This window comes from Photorhabdus cinerea (assembly GCF_011189575.1).
In the GTDB taxonomy this organism is placed as follows: domain Bacteria; phylum Pseudomonadota; class Gammaproteobacteria; order Enterobacterales; family Enterobacteriaceae; genus Photorhabdus; species Photorhabdus cinerea.
The window spans coordinates 149020-165959 of record NZ_PUJW01000006.1 but is presented as its reverse complement, the minus strand read 5'-3'; the positions used below and the strand labels follow the sequence as shown (position 1 = coordinate 165959).

Annotated in this window: 16 protein-coding genes and 1 pseudogene; 8 read left to right on the top strand and 9 right to left on the bottom strand. The window is 43.3% G+C overall.

Annotated features, from left to right (window positions below):
* Window positions 1-3: 3 nt before the first annotated feature.
* A pseudogene (locus tag C5469_RS07770) lies at window positions 4-841 on the bottom strand (GPO family capsid scaffolding protein).
* A gap of 142 nt (window positions 842-983) precedes the next feature.
* Between C5469_RS07770 and C5469_RS07765 the strand changes: the two are divergent.
* The 3 genes from C5469_RS07765 to C5469_RS07755 all read left to right on the top strand — a co-directional run bounded on the left by C5469_RS07765 (window position 984) and on the right by C5469_RS07755 (window position 5987).
* Window positions 984-2741 carry a terminase ATPase subunit family protein gene (locus tag C5469_RS07765; RefSeq protein ID WP_166304605.1) on the top strand — a complete coding sequence of 586 codons (1758 nt, stop codon included), beginning with the start codon at window positions 984-986 and terminating at the stop codon, window positions 2739-2741.
* Window positions 2741-3775, top strand: a complete 1035-nt coding sequence (locus C5469_RS07760; protein WP_112895270.1) for a phage portal protein — start codon at window positions 2741-2743, stop codon at window positions 3773-3775. Before C5469_RS07765 ends, C5469_RS07760 begins: the two co-directional genes overlap by 1 nt.
* A 421-nt stretch (window positions 3776-4196) precedes the next feature.
* A complete protein-coding gene (locus tag C5469_RS07755) occupies window positions 4197-5987 on the top strand; it encodes a P-loop NTPase fold protein (protein ID WP_146747424.1) in 1791 nt (596 codons plus the stop codon).
* A gap of 404 nt (window positions 5988-6391) precedes the next feature.
* Here the strand turns inward: C5469_RS07755 and C5469_RS07750 are convergent, their stop codons facing one another.
* The 7 genes from C5469_RS07750 to C5469_RS07720 all read right to left on the bottom strand — a co-directional run bounded on the left by C5469_RS07750 (window position 6392) and on the right by C5469_RS07720 (window position 10815).
* Complete coding sequence (locus tag C5469_RS07750; RefSeq protein WP_166304603.1) at window positions 6392-8524, bottom strand: replication endonuclease; 2133 nt, start codon at window positions 8522-8524, stop codon at window positions 6392-6394.
* Window positions 8521-9336: a DNA adenine methylase gene (locus tag C5469_RS07745; RefSeq protein ID WP_339413924.1), complete on the bottom strand. Its 816-nt coding sequence runs from the start codon at window positions 9334-9336 to the stop codon at window positions 8521-8523. The genes C5469_RS07750 and C5469_RS07745 overlap by 4 nt, the downstream gene beginning before the upstream one ends.
* 4 nt (window positions 9337-9340) lie before the next feature.
* On the bottom strand, window positions 9341-9562 hold the full coding sequence (locus C5469_RS24220; protein ID WP_166304597.1) for a TraR/DksA C4-type zinc finger protein: 222 nt from the start codon (window positions 9560-9562) through the stop codon (window positions 9341-9343).
* The gene (locus C5469_RS07735) at window positions 9555-9749 is read right to left on the bottom strand and encodes a DUF2732 family protein (protein WP_166304595.1); all 195 of its coding nucleotides are present in this window, start codon (window positions 9747-9749) and stop codon (window positions 9555-9557) included. Before C5469_RS07735 ends, C5469_RS24220 begins: the two co-directional genes overlap by 8 nt.
* 73 nt (window positions 9750-9822) lie before the next feature.
* On the bottom strand, window positions 9823-10182 hold the full coding sequence (locus tag C5469_RS07730) for a DUF5347 family protein (protein WP_023043968.1): 360 nt from the start codon (window positions 10180-10182) through the stop codon (window positions 9823-9825).
* A gap of 143 nt (window positions 10183-10325) precedes the next feature.
* Complete coding sequence (locus tag C5469_RS07725; RefSeq protein ID WP_023043966.1) at window positions 10326-10532, bottom strand: hypothetical protein; 207 nt, start codon at window positions 10530-10532, stop codon at window positions 10326-10328.
* A gap of 10 nt (window positions 10533-10542) precedes the next feature.
* A complete protein-coding gene (locus C5469_RS07720; RefSeq protein ID WP_023043965.1) occupies window positions 10543-10815 on the bottom strand; it encodes a Cox family DNA-binding protein in 273 nt (90 codons plus the stop codon).
* Window positions 10816-10946: 131 nt separating this feature from the next.
* Between C5469_RS07720 and C5469_RS07715 the strand changes: the two genes are divergently transcribed.
* Both C5469_RS07715 and C5469_RS07710 read left to right on the top strand, forming a co-directional pair.
* Window positions 10947-11240: a helix-turn-helix domain-containing protein gene (locus C5469_RS07715; protein WP_023043964.1), complete on the top strand. Its 294-nt coding sequence runs from the start codon at window positions 10947-10949 to the stop codon at window positions 11238-11240.
* 66 nt (window positions 11241-11306) lie between these two features.
* Complete coding sequence (locus C5469_RS07710; RefSeq protein ID WP_166304592.1) at window positions 11307-12290, top strand: phage integrase; 984 nt, start codon at window positions 11307-11309, stop codon at window positions 12288-12290.
* Window positions 12291-12510: 220 nt separating this feature from the next.
* Here C5469_RS07710 and cpxP read toward each other — a convergent pair whose 3' ends face one another.
* Window positions 12511-13002: a cell-envelope stress modulator CpxP gene (gene cpxP, locus C5469_RS07705; protein WP_166304589.1), complete on the bottom strand. Its 492-nt coding sequence runs from the start codon at window positions 13000-13002 to the stop codon at window positions 12511-12513.
* Between the two features lie 157 nt (window positions 13003-13159).
* Here cpxP and cpxR point away from each other — a divergent pair, with 157 nt between their 5' ends.
* From cpxR to C5469_RS07690, 3 genes are all read left to right on the top strand, one after another.
* A complete protein-coding gene (gene cpxR, locus C5469_RS07700) occupies window positions 13160-13855 on the top strand; it encodes an envelope stress response regulator transcription factor CpxR (RefSeq protein ID WP_166304586.1) in 696 nt (231 codons plus the stop codon).
* Window positions 13852-15222 (top strand): envelope stress sensor histidine kinase CpxA, encoded by a 1371-nt coding sequence (cpxA, locus tag C5469_RS07695; protein ID WP_166304583.1) that lies wholly within the window; start codon window positions 13852-13854, stop codon window positions 15220-15222. Before cpxR ends, cpxA begins: the two co-directional genes overlap by 4 nt.
* 401 nt (window positions 15223-15623) lie before the next feature.
* On the top strand, window positions 15624-16934 hold the full coding sequence (locus C5469_RS07690) for a nucleotide sugar dehydrogenase (protein WP_166304580.1): 1311 nt from the start codon (window positions 15624-15626) through the stop codon (window positions 16932-16934).
* Window positions 16935-16940: the final 6 nt, after the last annotated feature.

The following is a 16940-nucleotide window of genomic DNA, read 5'->3' as shown; positions in this document are numbered from 1 at the left end:
CCATTAACAGTTGGTCAGATGTTTACTGACTGGAGTGTCAGCGTTCGGCGATCCCAGCGAAACAGGTCGGTGTGTTTTCTGGCTGTCTTGCTGACTCAACTGAGTTTTTAAGTCACGAAGCTGGGTTTCAAGTTCAGTCTGCTTCCGTTTGATAGCGGTTATTTCGCCTATTTGTTGAGAAAGTGTGCTCACGGCTTCCACTGTGGCCTGCTGCTCTTGGGCACATAATTCGACGGCCTGATGGATATCGTTAAAACGGGCATCGTCAGCTTGCTGCTTCTTATGGAAAAATGCCTGTACACGGGAAAAGAGAGAGGGCTTTTCGCTTTCCTCTAGTGCATCCACAAACTCAAACAGGGTTTCTTCCGCTGCCGTAAAGAGGTTGTCTGGGTGCTGCTTCCTTGAATTGAGAGGAATTGCTGTCCGCATTAGCGCTAAACTGCAACATTTCGGTGCCAAGACTTGCCGGACTGTCAGTAACGGCCAATCCCACCAGATACGCCCCGCCGAAGTCGGCAAAATCTAGGTTGATTTCAGCAGAGGTGTAAACTTTTTGGCGCTTACGGTTCATTTCTACCAGATCATCGGTGGGTGAAAGTACCCCATACAGCCCCAACTTGCCCGCCAGCGCGCCGTCCTTGATTTCTTCGGTAAAAACCGATTCCACATCACCAAAGCGAGGACTCCACGAAAAATTGTAATGCTCCATGTTGATGCGTGCACCGTAGGTCTGCGGGTCATAGTTGGCGGCAATCTGTGTCAGCCATTCGCGCTGAACCTTGCGCCCGTCTGTGGTTGCGCCTTCTACACAGATTCGAAAGGGTTTGGATTTCTTCGGCATTGTAAGCCCTGATTATCAATGGGTCAGTCATGGCCTACTAGTTTGTATCGTCAAGTCGAGGAAACAATAAAATGCGGTTGTGTCTGGACTGACACACAGGGCAGACACAGAGAAATGACGGGCGGGTCTGTAGTCTGGTGATATGAAAACAACATCTGATTTTGATCCCCGTAAGCACGCAATGCACCTGTATTTTAACGGGTACCGGATTGCACGGATTGCGGAAATGCTCAACGAAAAAGCGGCCACTATCCATAGCTGGAAACGTCGCGACAAATGGGATGAGATGACCCCGTTTGAACGAATCGAATTGTCCCTTGAAGCACGGCTATGTCAGCTTATCGCCAAGGAGCAAAAAGAAGGCAAAGACTTTAAGGAAATTGACCTGCTGCACCGTCAGTTAGAACGACAAGCGCGGATCAGGAAATATAGCGGCAGCGGTAATGAAACCGATCTGAACCCCAAAATTGCCAACCGCAACAAAGGTGAGCACCGGCCACCGGAAAAGAACGTGTTCAGTGAAGAACAAGTCAAAAAGCTGGAAGACATTTTCCGCTCGACCCTGTTCGGTTATCAACATGGCTGGTATCACGCCGGATTAGCGCATCGTATCCGTAATATCCTGAAATCCCGTCAGATTGGTGCGACATTCTTTTTTGCCCGTGAAGCCCTGATCGATGCGTTGAATACCGGACGCAATCAGATATTTCTCTCTGCCAGTAAAGCACAGGCCCACGTATTCAAGCAGTACATCCTGGAAATGGCACGGGAAGTGGACGTCGAACTAAAAGGCGACCCGATCACCCTGAATAATGGCGCCACCCTGTATTTTCTCGGCACCAATGCCCGCACCGCACAAAGCTATCACGGCAATCTCTATCTGGATGAATATTTCTGGATTTCGAAATTTCAGGAACTGCGCAAGGTAGCATCCGGTATGGCAATGCACAAAAAATGGCGCCAGACTTACTTTTCTACCCCGTCCAGCTTAACCCACAGCGCGTACCCGTATTGGTCAGGCAAACTGTTTAATCGCGGCCGCGCCAAGGCCAATCGTATTGACATTGATATTAGCCATCAAGCATTAGCCAGCGGCCTACGATGTGCCGATGGTCAGTGGCGGCAGATTGTCACGGTTGAAGATGCCGTCAGGGGCGGCTGTAACCTGTTTGATATTGACCAGTTACGGCTGGAATACAGCCCGGACGAGTACCAGAACCTGCTGATGTGTGAATTTATGGACGATATCGAATCCATTTTCTCACTGCAACTGATGCAGGGTTGCATGGTCGATAGCTGGGAAATCTGGGACGATGTGCAACCCCTGATGCTACGCCCGTATGGTTATCACCCTGTCTGGATCGGTTATGACCCCGCCAAAGGGGGCGAGAATGGCGACAGTGCCGGTTGTGTCGTAGTCGCTCCACCGCAGGTACCGGGTGGCAAATTCCGCATCCTTGAACGTCATCAGTGGCGTGGCATGAACTTTCGCGCTCAGTCTGACGCCATCAAACGACTGACGGAACAGTACAACGTCGAATATATCGGCATTGACTCGACTGGCGTCGGGCATGGGGTTTACCAAAACGTCAAAGAATTTTTCCCATCCGTGCGGGAATTTGTCTATAACCCCGCCGTTAAAAACGCGCTGGTACTTAAGGCATGGGACATTATCAACCATCGTCGGTTGGAGTTTGACGCCGGCCAGACCGACATTGCACAAAGTTTTATGGCTATCCGCCGTTCTACCACCGCCAGCGGCAACCGCCCGACCTATCAAACCAGCCGTAGCGAAGAAGCCAGTCACGCAGATCTGGCATGGGCCGCCATGCACGCCCTGTTTAATGAACCGATTACCGGTGACACTCCCCACCATAGAAATATTGTTGAGGTTTACTGATGAGCCGTAAAAACAGAAAACGCAGCCCGACGGTGAAAACCACAGCCAGCCCATCGATTGAAGCATTCACCTTTGGCGATCCGATCCCGGTCCTTGACCGGCGCGAGGTGTTTGATTATCTGGAGTGTGTACTGGTCGATAACTGGTATGAACCGCCAATCAGTTTTAACGGGCTGGCGCTGTCGTTTCGCTCGGCGCCGCACCACAGCAGCGCGGTTTATGTCAAACGCAACATCCTGACCAGTACCTTTATCCCACACCGTCTACTTAGCCGACAGGCATTCGACTCATGGGCGCTGGACTTTATACTGTTTGGCAATGCCTATCTTGAACAACGCAAGAATCGCCTCGGCCAGCCTTTGAAGCTGAATCACTGCCCGGCCAAGTTCACCCGACGCGGCGAAGACTTGGAAACCTATTGGTTTGTGAAATATGGCTACAACAGCCAGCCATACCCGTTCCCGACGGGGCAAGTGTTTCATCTGATTGAACCCGACATTAATCAGGAACTTTACGGATTGCCGGAGTATTTAGCTGCTTTGCCGTCGGCGCTGCTGAATGAGTCGGCCACTCTGTTTCGCCGCAAGTATTACCTGAACGGTTCCCATGCGGGTTACATCCTGTATATCAGTGATGCGTCACAAAACCTGTCCGATATCGATAATATTCGCGACGCGCTGAAAAATGCCAAGGGGCCGGGTAATTTCCGCAATCTATTTTTATATGCGCCGGGCGGTAAAAAAGACGGTATCCAGACCATTCCACTGTCTGAAGCCGCGGCTAAGGATGAATTTTTAAATATCAAGAATGCCAGCCGTGACGACATACTGGCCGCGCACCGTGTACCACCGCAGATGATGGGGATTATTCCACAGAATACCGGCGGTTTTGGTGATGTGGAGAAGGCGGCTAAGGTGTTTGTACGTAATGAACTGATGCCGCTGCAAAGTAAAATGAAACAATTAAATGACTGGATTGGTGAGGAGGTGATCCGATTTGAACAGTATTCATTGGATATGAACGAGGACAAATAGCCCGCGTCATTGATTGAGAGGCCGCCGACTGAGCGGTCTTTTTTTTGTCTGGAAGAAATATAGTTTCAATACAGAATGATTATATTATGAAATTTGAGGCCAGCACAGTTACCAGACGCTGCCACGCGCAGTCGTGACCCCGCCGCGCCTGCTCACTAAATGTAGTGTTTTTCATGCACATGCAAGAGACAATCTGAAAGAAGCTAGTGCTGATGCTTTACAGGGGATGAGATCCTTGTTTGATCTTGCGGATTGGTGCGCAAAATGGGTGGTTTTCTACTAAGATTGATGGTGTGTACATATTCTATTAATTATCAGTAAATTTAATAGTTCAAACTAATTACTAGCAGCTAAAAGGCAGCTACACAGAATCTAACAATTACCGATGGTTTCATTTATGAATTATAAATTAGAGGATAATATGAAATCCAAAGAAAATTTTGAAAACTGTATCAACACTTATAAAAGCCTAAAACAACCCGGTTATGCTGTCCTCGTAACTGGTGATTGGGGGGTAGGAAAAACACACTCAATAAAAGAATGCCTAAAGAATAACGAAATGTATTATGTGAGTTTATTCGGTACAAATAATGCTGATGAAATTCATGCTGATTTATTTGCAAAAATGCACCCAGTTAAAAGTGTTGCAAAAATATTATCTCGTGGAGTTTTATCAACAGTAAATATAAGTGGTATTAATTTAAAACTATCTGACTTAGGTGATTCCATTATAAAAAAGATTATTTCAGATGATATAAAAAATGATAGAGTAATTGTTTTTGATGATTTAGAAAGATCTTCGCTTAATTCAAAAGAATTACTTGGTGTAATTAATAAGTACGTTGAACACTATAAATGCCATGTTATTGCTATAACTCATGATGAAAAATTAGAAGACCAATTCAAAGAGATGAAAGAAAAGGTCTTTGGATATACAGTAAAACTACACCCTGATCTAGATAATGCATTTATTTCTTTTATCGAAAATAAAATATCAAAGGAAACCTTAGAAAAATATAGAGAGCACATTACTGGCATTTTCAAACAGTCTGAATGCAAGTCACTTAGAATTTTAAATGAAATTATTATTAATTTAGATTTATTATATAGATGTTTAAAAAACGAACATCTTGAGTATGAGAAAATTATTCTGGACATGACATCAATGTTTGTAGCCATATGTATTGAGGTGAAAAAATCCTCACTGGTCGAAAAAGATTTACGTGCCAAGTCATCTTATGAGATTTTCGATTCGACACTTGTGAAAAAGCTTGAAAAATACAATGGTATTAATTTTTACAATCCAGTTCTAACCAATGATATATTGGCTGATATATTATTTAATGGTGTATTTAACCCCAACGAAATAGAAGAGTCAGTTAATAATATTATATTAATGACAAAAGGAAGTTCTAATATAAAATCATGGAAAAAGATTTATAATCTTAGTCAATTAGATCAGAATGTTGTAAATAATGCTGTCAGTGATATTCAAAAAACTTTTTCTGAAAAATTAGAAAAAAATGAGGGAGATTTGCTACATGTGTTTTCTTGCATGCTTATGTTTTCTACTTTAAAAGTTATCAATATTGATTTTGATGATACATTTATAAAGTGCAAAGATTATATAGATTATTTATATGAACAAGATGAATTACCGTATAACAATTTAATTTCAAATGATTATAATTATAGAAATGATTTTTCATATGATGGATACAGTTATTTGTTCTTTGAAGAGTATGTGGATAAGAAAAAATTAAACGAATTAAAGGAATACTTTAATAAGAGAACAGAAGATTGCTTAATAAAGCAATACCCTAAATTTGCAGAAGATATAATCAGCAAATTAGATAACAATGTCAATGAATTCGGAAATCTAATCACAAGAAATCATCAATATGAAGGGATGTATTCCAGTATAGCTATTTTGGCTGAGATACCTCCTAAAACATTCGTTAAAAAATGGTTATCTAAACCACCTCAACAGCAGGCTATAATTAATAAAGCTCTACTTACAAGATATTGCCATGATAATGTTGTTAATCTGGAAATGGAATGGCTTAAAGATATTATTGAAAATATTGAAGCCACCAACGATAATAAAATTGGACTTGAGAAAGTTAGAATTAAATGGATGATACATGCTCTAAAAGAGATTGTTGACAAGCATAAAAATAAACAATCGAAACAGTATGAGGGAATAGAATAAAACTACTCATCAAAATTTTAATGAAAACCAATGAGCACATTTCATATTAATGTGCTCTTCTGTACTATTTTATTTCCTCATTTGCATTAAAGTTCATTTGCAGAGCGACTGCTGCTACCAGCACCATCTCCGCGCATGCCGTTCCTGCGTGATCACTGCCATATTCATCATGCAAATGACCTGTGCGAACTCGTTAACTTCCTCACTTAATATTGCTTGCCAGACAAATGGGGATAAATTGCGATTTACTTCCCATTTTGCATTCTAACAGTTCATTCCCATCAAAACATCACTGACGACTGGGGTTAAGGAACGTTTTACCCTCTAAATTTCTCCCCCTGATAGAAAAATGCCGACAATTTTCGAGTAATCAATAAACTTGTGCTTTACCACAAAAACTTTCATCATTTATTCCTCATTTCACCAATATTCTTAATCCGCTGCCACAACAAATCGCGACGGGCTTCTTTCTGACATTCCGTCTCTATCGGAATAAAACTGCCATCCGTCCATAACTTGAACAACTGTTCACCTATGTTGATTTTTCCTCCGATGATTAATGACTTCGCCATAGCCCGGCTAAAATCCATGCCGATTGAATCCGCATAATCGATAACTTTTTCCACTAACAGATCACCGCCTCTGACCGTACTGTCACACCCCGTACAGTTATTGACAGAACTCCAAGAGGCGGCAGAGCCGCCAGAAAACCCCAAACCCACACCCTTAACATCAGCGTTAAATTTAGGAACAATGTTCCATTTAACAGTACGGGTAATAAAAGAAGAGGAATCGCCCAAGCTGGGTGAATAGACACCAGAAATACGCAACACATTTTCGCCGTAGGCATTGCCCTGTTCGGTGATTTCATAGGACAACCGCACGGTTAAATCTTTTCGTGCAACCAGAGGCCCACCTTGGAACTCGGTATAGGCGAACCAGTCCCCGACATCCGCAGCAAATCGGACATTATCCATATCTGCATCAGGCAAGATTTGCTCATCACCACTCAAACGACGCAATTCGCGCCAGACGGAAACGGGCGCACCGCCGATCTGTTGAAACTGCCGGATACGCCAACGACTGGCCCAGGCAGCAACAGACCGTGACATATCCTTAAGAAGTTGGCCTGTTTCCTCATCCTTTTCGCCATCCAGCGCATAACCGTCAATATTCTTGGAAATATACTTAGCGATATAGCCTGTGGCCGAACCTTTCGCCTTATCGATGGGCTTCACATGGAATCGTGCTTTTAGTGCCTTCTGTCCCTGTAATTCTTCTGAATCTTCCAACCGGGCGTAATAACACATGATGTCACGCATTTCATCGACATGTTCAGGACGCATAAACAGCAACATGTGCCAATGCGGCGTACCATCATAGTGGGGTTCAACTACACGAAAACCGAAGGCGCTGATCCCCGCACGGGAATAAGCCGCCCTGATTTTCGCCCAGACGTTGCACAAATATTTTTGTGTATCACGGGGACTGGCCCCATTCCAATTTGAAACAAAGCCACCGACACTATGGACAGCGTGATATTTTGATGGCGCAGTGATGGTATAAAACTCACCGACATAGCCGAGTTCGTCAGCCAGATTTTCAAAACCGCGCATTCTCACCATCAATTCACTACGGCGGATAGCAGGATTAGCCACACTACCGAGTACCATATCTTCCAGCGGCACCCTGTCGCCCTGTTCATTTTCAACATCAAACTGTTTAATAAAATCCCAATTGCGGCGCTTCTGTTCCAACCATTCACGCAGCGTACTACGGGAAACGTAGGGAGATGCCGATTTCTGCACTTGGCCTACCGCAATAGCCATATGCTCGGCGCGAATGTCACGCATTCTTTTCAAACGGGCATACCACCATTTATCTGACATCATGCGCAGGAGGCCGGCACACAATTGATCGACTGTGGCGCCTTCTCTACCTTTGGTGAACTGCTGCCAGTAAGGGGCTGTTGTGCCGGCTTGTTGAGTCAGATTCGCCAGCAGCTTATAGATACGGATCAAACGTTCTCTGGCGTCTTGTTCGCTCGCAGGTTGTTGATTGACATACTGAGCCGATGTATTTTCGTAGTTCTCAGCCATAAAATGGGAAATTCCCCAGGCAAGCTGTTTGATATCCTTACGCTCCAACGTAACCAATCGTTCCAACTGCTCAATAAAGGGGAACGGGGCAACGCCGGATACCTGATCCTTGAATTGATAGCGTTCAGTGACTTTATTCAGCCGTGGTAATACGTTCTCGCCAAACTGACGCAAAAACGTATTAGCACGACGACGATTACCCCCCGATTGGGTAAATATTTTTTTGTACCGGGTAGCAAAATAGAGCGCCAAAAAATCGGGCATATCACCGATAATTTTATGACGCCAGTCATAATCATCAGGGTTTACCTGCCACATGATCTGTTCAGCTAACGTTGACTCGCCGGGCAAACCGGGCTTGAACATCTCATATTGCAGGCGTTTTGACTGCTGGTAATCGCTGTTGTGCTCCTGCAACAAGTCGATTAACTCACTCATGCACTCGCCTCTAGCGTCGCAATAATTTCTATTACTGGCTGACGATTGCCATTGGCGGCAATGGTGCGTGGTGCTTCGATTTCATGGATAGTGAACCCCAAATCGGCATAAAGTTCTTTGGCTTCAATGGAGTTGGAAACTGTGACAGGAACGCCCAATAATTCATTGAGCTGTTTCAGAGAGGTAGCAAGCTCCTGATGGTCATGATGAAGAAAGCCATTTTTGCAATACTGCGTGAAATTAACGCCTTTGGTGAAATAAGGCGGATCGCAATAAACCATATCCCCAAAATCAACCAGTTTCAGTATTTCGCGCCAATCGGCACGATGGATAGAAGCAATCTTGGATTTCTCAGCAAACGCCAATATTTCTACTTCGGGAAAGTAAGGTTTTCTACAGTTCCCAAAAGGCACATTGAATTCACCTTTTGAGTTATAACGACACAGGCCATTAAAGCAATGCCGGTTTAGAAATAAAAATACTGATGCATGCCATATCTGCGATTTATATTTTTTATCATCAGAATTAAATAAAGCTCTCAGACAATAAAACCCATGCTCGCTATTAAAATACGAAAACCAGTCTTGCGCAGCATTTATAAACCCATCACAATTCTCTTTGATGCACTGATACATATCAATTAAGTCGCTATTAGCATCCGCAATTAAATACGCATCATATTGCGTATTCATCATTACAGAACATGAACCTGCGAACGGTTCAACCAACCGTTGACCTGCTGGCAGATGGGGCAGCAATTTATCCATAATGCGAATTTTAGAGCCTGCCCATTTCAAAATAGTTTTATTCACCAATTCATATACTCCGATAATGCTTCTGTTTCAGTTCAAAAACTTCCTGACATGCGACGCAGCGGATGACTCCGGCGATACTCATCCGGTGTTCCACGGGGATAGGTTGGTCGCACTCTTCACATTCAAACGCAGAGACACCGACGGAGCGGTTTACATGCTCTGATATTCTGCGCTCTAGCGTTTTCTCAGCATGTTGGCAAGCACGGTCGATTTCCCTAGACACTCTCCAGCTCCCGTGCTTCGTGTTCTATTTTCTCGGCTTCACTGTTCAACAATGCAGATGACGCGGCGTAATCCAATTTCTTTGCCACAATATGCGCCGCGATTTTTAACAGACGTGAAGAAGAACGTTCGGCTAATATCTTGCGTTCGTCTTCTCTGTTTCTTTTAATTAATTGCTCTATATTCATTTTTTATCTCCTATTTTTAGGCAATAAAAACCCCTGCGAATTTACGCATTAATTTCTTAAATTATGCTTTAAATTAATACTGGGTTGGCTTTGGCAATGCCAATTTATCTGGCAATATAGACGCCACTGCCCGAAGTTGATTAATTGCCAATATTAATGAACGCTGTTCCTCTATTGTTAATTCCTTAAACTTGACGTGATAACGCTCTTTATCAAAACCTGCCAAGTGAAAAATTAAATGCAAAACCCGTTCATTATTTCTAACGCGGTTATTTGTGCGATCACGCATAGTTTCCATGAAATCGGCCAATTTGTTATTATTTTCTTTATCATCACAAAAATACCGATTACGCGCCTCAGAGGCTTTATTGAGACCATCGATTTTCTCATCCAGTGTTAAGACAACAGCACGGCACGGTTCTGTATTTGCCATTTCATCACCTGTAAATAAAAACTAATAACGGGGTTAATATCACAGTTGCCAAACCAATTACCGAAATCATGAAATATTTGTAATGATTCGTCTTTTTGAAATCATCGCCAGTTAATTTATATTTATGCGGAATTTTCATTAATTCATTCATTGATTTCTCTCCCGTAAAGCTGCCTTGCAAAACTGATAGCCTGCTCTTTTGAATCGAATTGACCATAAGAGTATTCGCCATCACTGACCTGATATTGAGTAATCTGAACTACGGCGTTCTTGCGTAAAGGCTGAATAAGTAATTTTCCAAATTTTACCCGCCCCTTTTTGTATTCCTCTGGTGTTGGGATCTGAGTCATAACACGCACCTTATAGCCCAATCCACAATAGCCAAGCGTCACGCTGTTCTTTTGGCCGGTTGTAGAATGCCTCGCGCATAGCACGATTAAACTCAGGAACATAAATCCACTTCTCCCCTACCCTAGCTTTTGGTTTACTCGGATCACGCCATTCAATAAGTGGCAACTTGTTCTGCTTTACCATTTCTTGAACAGCCGCTTCTTTTTTACCGATCAAAGCCGCAAATTTTGGATACGGTACGGCATCAACTGGATATTCAACCTTGTACGCTTCTTCACTCATTTGTTAACCTCGTTAGATCAAACACCTTTAAACCCGTTCTAACTCTGTTTACAAGGTGTTTTGCTCGTGCTTGATGGTTCCGACTTTTACACCACCAAGCGAATACTAGATCAATACTCGGAACTAAGTCAATGAACATAGGAGAAAAAATAAAGGCCATGCGTAATGCAGAGAACCTGAGTCAATCACAATTCTGTGAAATCATGCAGCTCCCCCTTAGCACATTAAAAAAATTAGAGGGAGGACATAACGAACCCGGCTGGAACACACTTTCTAAATTAACTCAACACCCTAAGTTCAAAAAATATACGCTGTGGCTAATGACTGACACTACAGCACCGGAAGCTGGTCAAGTCTCGCCGGCTATCGCGCACAATGGGCCAGAGAACGAAACCTCATTCCACTCAAACCAGAAAATTGGCTAGATATTGGTTATGCGTATGCTGACGAGTTGTGGTCACAATCTGTCAGTTTCATCGAAGGGCTTACTTATGGCAATTAAGAAGCTCAATGATGGACGCTACGAAGTGGATGTAAGACCCTACGGCAGCACAGGAACAAGACTCCGTAGGAAATTTAATAGAAAAAGTGAAGCAGTTGCCTTTGAACGTTACACGCTCACACAGGCTAGCAATAGTGAACCATCCACCACGAATGATAAGACACAACTGAGTGATTTCATCAATATTTGGTGGCTATATTACGGACAAAACACAGACAATGGAGCAATAGAGAAGCGACATCTCACCAAAACAATGAGGCAGCTTAACAACCCCACAATAGGTCACCTCACAAAGAGAGTCATCATGGAACATCGGGGAAAACGGCTGGCTGATGGAATAAGCGCGAAAACTGTAAATCGAGATATGTACAGACTATCCGGTATGTTCTCGACCTTAATAAAAATTGAGGAATTTACCGGCACAAATCCTCTACAAGGATTAGAACCATTAAGCGAGAAAAATGTTGCTATGACCTATCTCACAACACCAGAGATAGAACTACTGCTTAATTCTCTAAATAAAGAGGAAAAAAAGCTGGCTTTACTTTGCCTTAGCACTGGCGCTCGCTGGGGGGAAGCGGAAAGTCTGGCGGCTCAACAGGTATCAAAAGGCCGTGTAATTTTTCTAAATACCAAAAATGGAGATCAACGCATCGTTCCCATTTCTGACAAATTAGAGAAAGAAATTCGCGGCAAAAAGAAAATGGGCAAGCTGTTCAATGTTGACTACATAAATTTCTGCAAGATCTTACATGTAGTAAAGCCCGACTTACCTAAAGGGCAAGCAACTCATGTCCTCAGACACACTTTTGCCAGCCACTTCATGATGAATGGAGGGAATATAATTGCATTACAACAGATATTAGGGCACGCCAGCATAATCCAAACAATGGTCTATGCACACCTTGCCCCGGACTATCTGCAACATGCCATTACATTAAACCCTCTTAAGGGTGGGATAGAAGTAGAATAAAGCTAGAGAGTGTGGCGAGCGTCCACCGAACGTCCACACTCAAAAACTTTCGTATACTTTCTAACCCCTTTATACTTTTTTATGTTGTTGTTTTACAAAGAAATGCGTTGTAAGTGACTGAAAAAAAAGGCCCTAAAAAGGGCCTGAAAGACAGGGATGGTGTCTATGGCAAGGAAAAATTTTCGTTTACTACTAACTTACTGCTATGGATACTACAAAATCAGTTCGGTAACTGAGACATATGCTGCCGGTGGTGTTGCTCCAATTGTGCTTGCTGCTCAGGAGTCAACAGTTGATACATCTGATGATGGATACGGGCCATTTCCACCTGACGTTCAACATTATATCTGGCCATCTTTTCAGCTTGAGCCTTTACTGCCGCTTCATCAAAATCCTTCGCCGTTACTAACTTACGCATCTCTTCACGTTCTGCGCGATTAATCAACATCAATGAGTGCTGCTGATGTTTTTGCGCCATCAAATCACGCATTTGCTGGCGCTGCTGCTCAGTTAAAGTGATACCATTAAACATATGATCATTGTCACTGGTTTCATTATTACGATAATGATGACCTTCGGTATTCTTATAACCACATGACGCACAAATATCGGGTATTGTAGCAGCGTGAGTTGTATTTGCTGTTTCAGCTAAAGACGCTGTCGAGATAACAACAAACATTGACGCCAAAACCAACGCTGCTATGTTACGCATTTAAACAACTCCTCGTTTCCCCGAACGATGCTATTCGATTCAATGTAGACAACTATACCTGTGCGGCTGCAAACTAGCGTCAGAGCTTGTAAAAGAACGTAAAGTCGTGGAATAGCAAAGTTTGTTATCGTATTTTTGTTCCTGGAGGAAGTAATCGATGCATAAAATCCTATTAGTTGATGATGACCGAGAGCTGACATCACTATTAAAAGAATTACTTGAAATGGAAGGATTTAACGTTGTTATCGCTCATGACGGAGAACAAGCATTAAAATTCCTTGACGACTCGATTGATTTACTACTACTCGACATTATGATGCCGCGTAAGAATGGTATTTCAACATTAAAAGAACTTCGGCTACATCACCAAACCCCGGTAATTATGCTGACAGCACGCGGAAGCGATTTGGATCGCGTTCTGGGACTGGAATTAGGCGCTGATGACTATCTTGCCAAACCATTTAATGATCGTGAACTCGTGGCCCGTATACGCGCTATTCTTCGCCGCTCAAATTGGAGTGAACAACAACAGACAGACAACGGCCCACCCACGCTTCTGGTCGATAATCTACAATTAAACCCTGGCCGCCAGGAAGCCAGCTTCGCTAATCAAATATTAGATTTAACAGGTACTGAATTCACATTGCTCTATTTATTAGCTCAACATTTGGGGCAAGTTGTTTCCCGCGAACATCTAAGCCAGGAAGTATTAGGTAAACGGCTGACCCCATTTGACCGGGCAATTGATATGCATATCTCTAACCTGCGCCGTAAATTACCTGAACGGGAAGATGGTCAGCTCTGGTTTAAAACTTTACGTGGCCGGGGCTATTTAATGGTTTCTGCAACATGATAAACAGCTTAACGGCACGCATCTTCGCCATTTTCTGGTTTACTCTCGCGTTAGTCCTGATGCTGGTATTGATGGTACCGAAACTGGATTCCAGGCAATTGACCTCTCTGCTGGAAAATGAATATCGGCAAGGAGTTATGCTGGAACAACATATCGAAGCAGAATTAGCGCAAGACCCAGCGAATGATTTACTCTGGTGGCGCCGTTTATTTCGCGCAATTGAAAAATGGGCGCCACCAGGGCAACGCCTGATATTAGTCACCAGTGAAGGACGGGTTATTGGTGCCCAGAGAAGTGAAATGCAAGTGGTCCGCAATTTTATCGGACAATCAGATAATGCAGATCACCCTAAAAAGAAAAAATATGGCCGTTCTGAGATGTTAGGGCCATTTTCTATCCGGGACGGAGAAGATCATTACCAACTCTACTTAGTTCGCCCAGCAAACAGCCCACAGTCAGACTTTATTAACCTGATGTTTGACCGACCACTATTGCTATTAATTGCCACCATGCTAATCAGTGCACCACTCCTATTATGGCTGGCATGGAGTTTGGCTAAACCTGCCCGTAAATTAAAAAATGCCGCAGACGATGTTGCTAAAGGCAATCTACGCCAACATCCAGAATTGGAAGCTGGCCCACAAGAGTTTCTGGCCGCAGGTAACAGCTTCAATCAGATGATCAGTGTATTGGAGCGCATGGTCACCGCACAGCAACGACTCATCTCCGACATCTCCCATGAACTACGCACGCCCCTCACCCGCCTACAACTTGCAACAGCATTACTTCGCCGCCGTCATGGTGAAAGTAAAGAACTAGAAAGAATTGAGACAGAAGCCCAACGACTAGACAGCATGATTAACGATCTGTTAGTGCTCTCCCGCAGCCAGCATAAAAATGAGCTGCTGAGAGAAAATATCAAAATGACAGATTTATGGAACGATATTCTTGATAACGCCAGCTTTGAAGCTGAACAAATGGATAAAATCCTCGAGACAACCTCACCACCAGGTCCCTGGACAATTTACTGCAACCCATCAGCGCTTGGCAGTGCTTTTGAAAATATCGTACGCAATGCCTTACGCTACTCTCATCACCACATTGCCGTGGGTTTCCACGCCGATAATCAAGGGATCACCATCACCGTTGACGATGACGGCCCTGGCGTCAACCCAGAAGACCGCGAACATATATTCCGTCCTTTCTACCGCACAGACGAAGCCCGCGACCGAGAATCTGGCGGCACCGGCCTTGGTTTAGCCATTGTAGAAACCGCAGTCAGCCAGCATCGTGGCTGGGTACGTGCTGAAGACAGCCCACTAGGCGGCTTACGCTTGGTTATTTGGCTACCACTTCATGGCCGGTGATACAGATTTCCACCGGCCTAATTGTACAAAATAATTAAATAAATAAATTTTTATTATGCTTGACCCGGAGAGTATGACGGTTTAACCTCCTTCGTTATTCATTAAAAACCCTTATATTTTATTGCTTTTCCATTATAGCAGGCAAAAGCATTTAAAAATCAAAATAGTAGATAACATTATAAAATTCCACGGAATTCTGGGAGCCAATAACCTAGTGCGGTAGCTTTGTTATTACATTATTTATTATTCCAATAATATATCTTATAAAACCTATTTAAAATAGTTTGTTAAAGTTTCACTTGCCAAATAAAACTTATGAAAATAGATAGCATTCTATTAAAAACCAAATGTGACTTATTTTCATGATTTCATTTTTAAATCATCATTTTAAAAGGCAAAATATGTCCTCACTCAACATTCTCACCGAGAAACTTGATAATAAAACCGCCATTATTGCCATTGTTGGCCTGGGTTATGTTGGCTTACCTTTAATGCTTCGATATAACGATATCGGTTTTAAAGTCATTGGTTTTGATATTGATAAAGAAAAAACAGATAAATTAAATCAAGGCCAAAGTTATATCGAACATATTCCCTCATCCAAAATCAGCAAAGCAATAAATACCGGTTTCGAAGCCACGACGGATTTCACTAAAATCGCTGCATGCGATACCATTATTCTTTGTGTCCCAACGCCGTTGAATAAATACCGCGAACCCGATATCAGCTTTGTCATTAACACCACCGACCGGGTAAAACCGTATTTAAGAGCCGGGCAACTCCTCTCCTTAGAAAGCACCACTTATCCGGGCACCACTGAAGAAGAGTTATTACCCCGGGTCGAAGAAAGCGGGTTAACCGTCGGTGAAGATATCTTCCTGGTCTATTCACCCGAACGGGAAGACCCCGGTAATCCTGATTTCGAGACCCGAACTATCCCTAAAGTCATTGGCGGCCACACGGAAAACTGCTTAAAAGCCGGTATCGCCGTTTATCAACCCGCCATTGACCAGGTTGTCCCGGTCAGTTCAACGAAAGCCGCCGAGATGACGAAACTGCTTGAGAATATACACCGGGCAGTCAATATCGGCTTAGTCAACGAAATGAAACTCGTTACCGATAAAATGGGGATTGATATCCACGAAGTTATTCGCGCCGCAGCCACCAAACCCTTCGGCTTTGTCCCTTATTACCCCGGCCCGGGATTAGGCGGTCACTGTATTCCGATTGACCCCTTCTATTTAACCTGGAAAGCCCGAGAATATGGTATCAATACCCGCTTTATTGAACTCTCCGGTGAAGTCAATTCATCCATGCCCGATTATGTGGTCAATAAAACCGTATTAGCCCTCAACAAGGCGAATAAATCCATTAATGGCAGCCGTATATTAATCCTCGGCATCGCCTATAAAAAGAATGTGGATGATATGCGAGAAAGCCCGTCGGTACATATTATGGAAAAACTGCAGGAATTAGGGGCAAATATCGAATATTCAGATCCGCACGTCCCGGTCTTTCCTAAAATGCGGGAACATCATTTTAATTTAATTAGTCAGCCCATCACGGAAAATAATCTCCAAACCTTCGACTGCGTTATTTTAGCCACCGATCACGATAAATTTAATTATGAATTAATTATCAATAACGCCAAATTAGTCGTCGATACTCGTGGCAAATACTCTCCCAACCAAAGAAACATTACCAAAGCTTAACTTAGG

Coding starts and splice junctions, on each gene's coding strand:
- C5469_RS07725 (WP_023043966.1), bottom strand. CDS start 10,532: ATGACTCAGATCCCAACACCAGAGGAATACAAAAAGGGGCGGGTAAAA.
- C5469_RS07690 (WP_166304580.1), top strand. CDS start 15,624: ATGTCCTCACTCAACATTCTCACCGAGAAACTTGATAATAAAACCGCC.
- C5469_RS07710 (WP_166304592.1), top strand. CDS start 11,307: ATGGCAATTAAGAAGCTCAATGATGGACGCTACGAAGTGGATGTAAGA.
- C5469_RS07735 (WP_166304595.1), bottom strand. CDS start 9,749: ATGAATATAGAGCAATTAATTAAAAGAAACAGAGAAGACGAACGCAAG.
- C5469_RS07755 (WP_146747424.1), top strand. CDS start 4,197: ATGAAATCCAAAGAAAATTTTGAAAACTGTATCAACACTTATAAAAGC.
- C5469_RS07750 (WP_166304603.1), bottom strand. CDS start 8,524: ATGAGTGAGTTAATCGACTTGTTGCAGGAGCACAACAGCGATTACCAG.
- C5469_RS07760 (WP_112895270.1), top strand. CDS start 2,741: ATGAGCCGTAAAAACAGAAAACGCAGCCCGACGGTGAAAACCACAGCC.
- C5469_RS07715 (WP_023043964.1), top strand. CDS start 10,947: ATGAACATAGGAGAAAAAATAAAGGCCATGCGTAATGCAGAGAACCTG.
- C5469_RS07765 (WP_166304605.1), top strand. CDS start 984: ATGAAAACAACATCTGATTTTGATCCCCGTAAGCACGCAATGCACCTG.
- cpxR (WP_166304586.1), top strand. CDS start 13,160: ATGCATAAAATCCTATTAGTTGATGATGACCGAGAGCTGACATCACTA.
- cpxP (WP_166304589.1), bottom strand. CDS start 13,002: ATGCGTAACATAGCAGCGTTGGTTTTGGCGTCAATGTTTGTTGTTATC.
- C5469_RS07730 (WP_023043968.1), bottom strand. CDS start 10,182: ATGGCAAATACAGAACCGTGCCGTGCTGTTGTCTTAACACTGGATGAG.
- C5469_RS07720 (WP_023043965.1), bottom strand. CDS start 10,815: ATGAGTGAAGAAGCGTACAAGGTTGAATATCCAGTTGATGCCGTACCG.
- cpxA (WP_166304583.1), top strand. CDS start 13,852: ATGATAAACAGCTTAACGGCACGCATCTTCGCCATTTTCTGGTTTACT.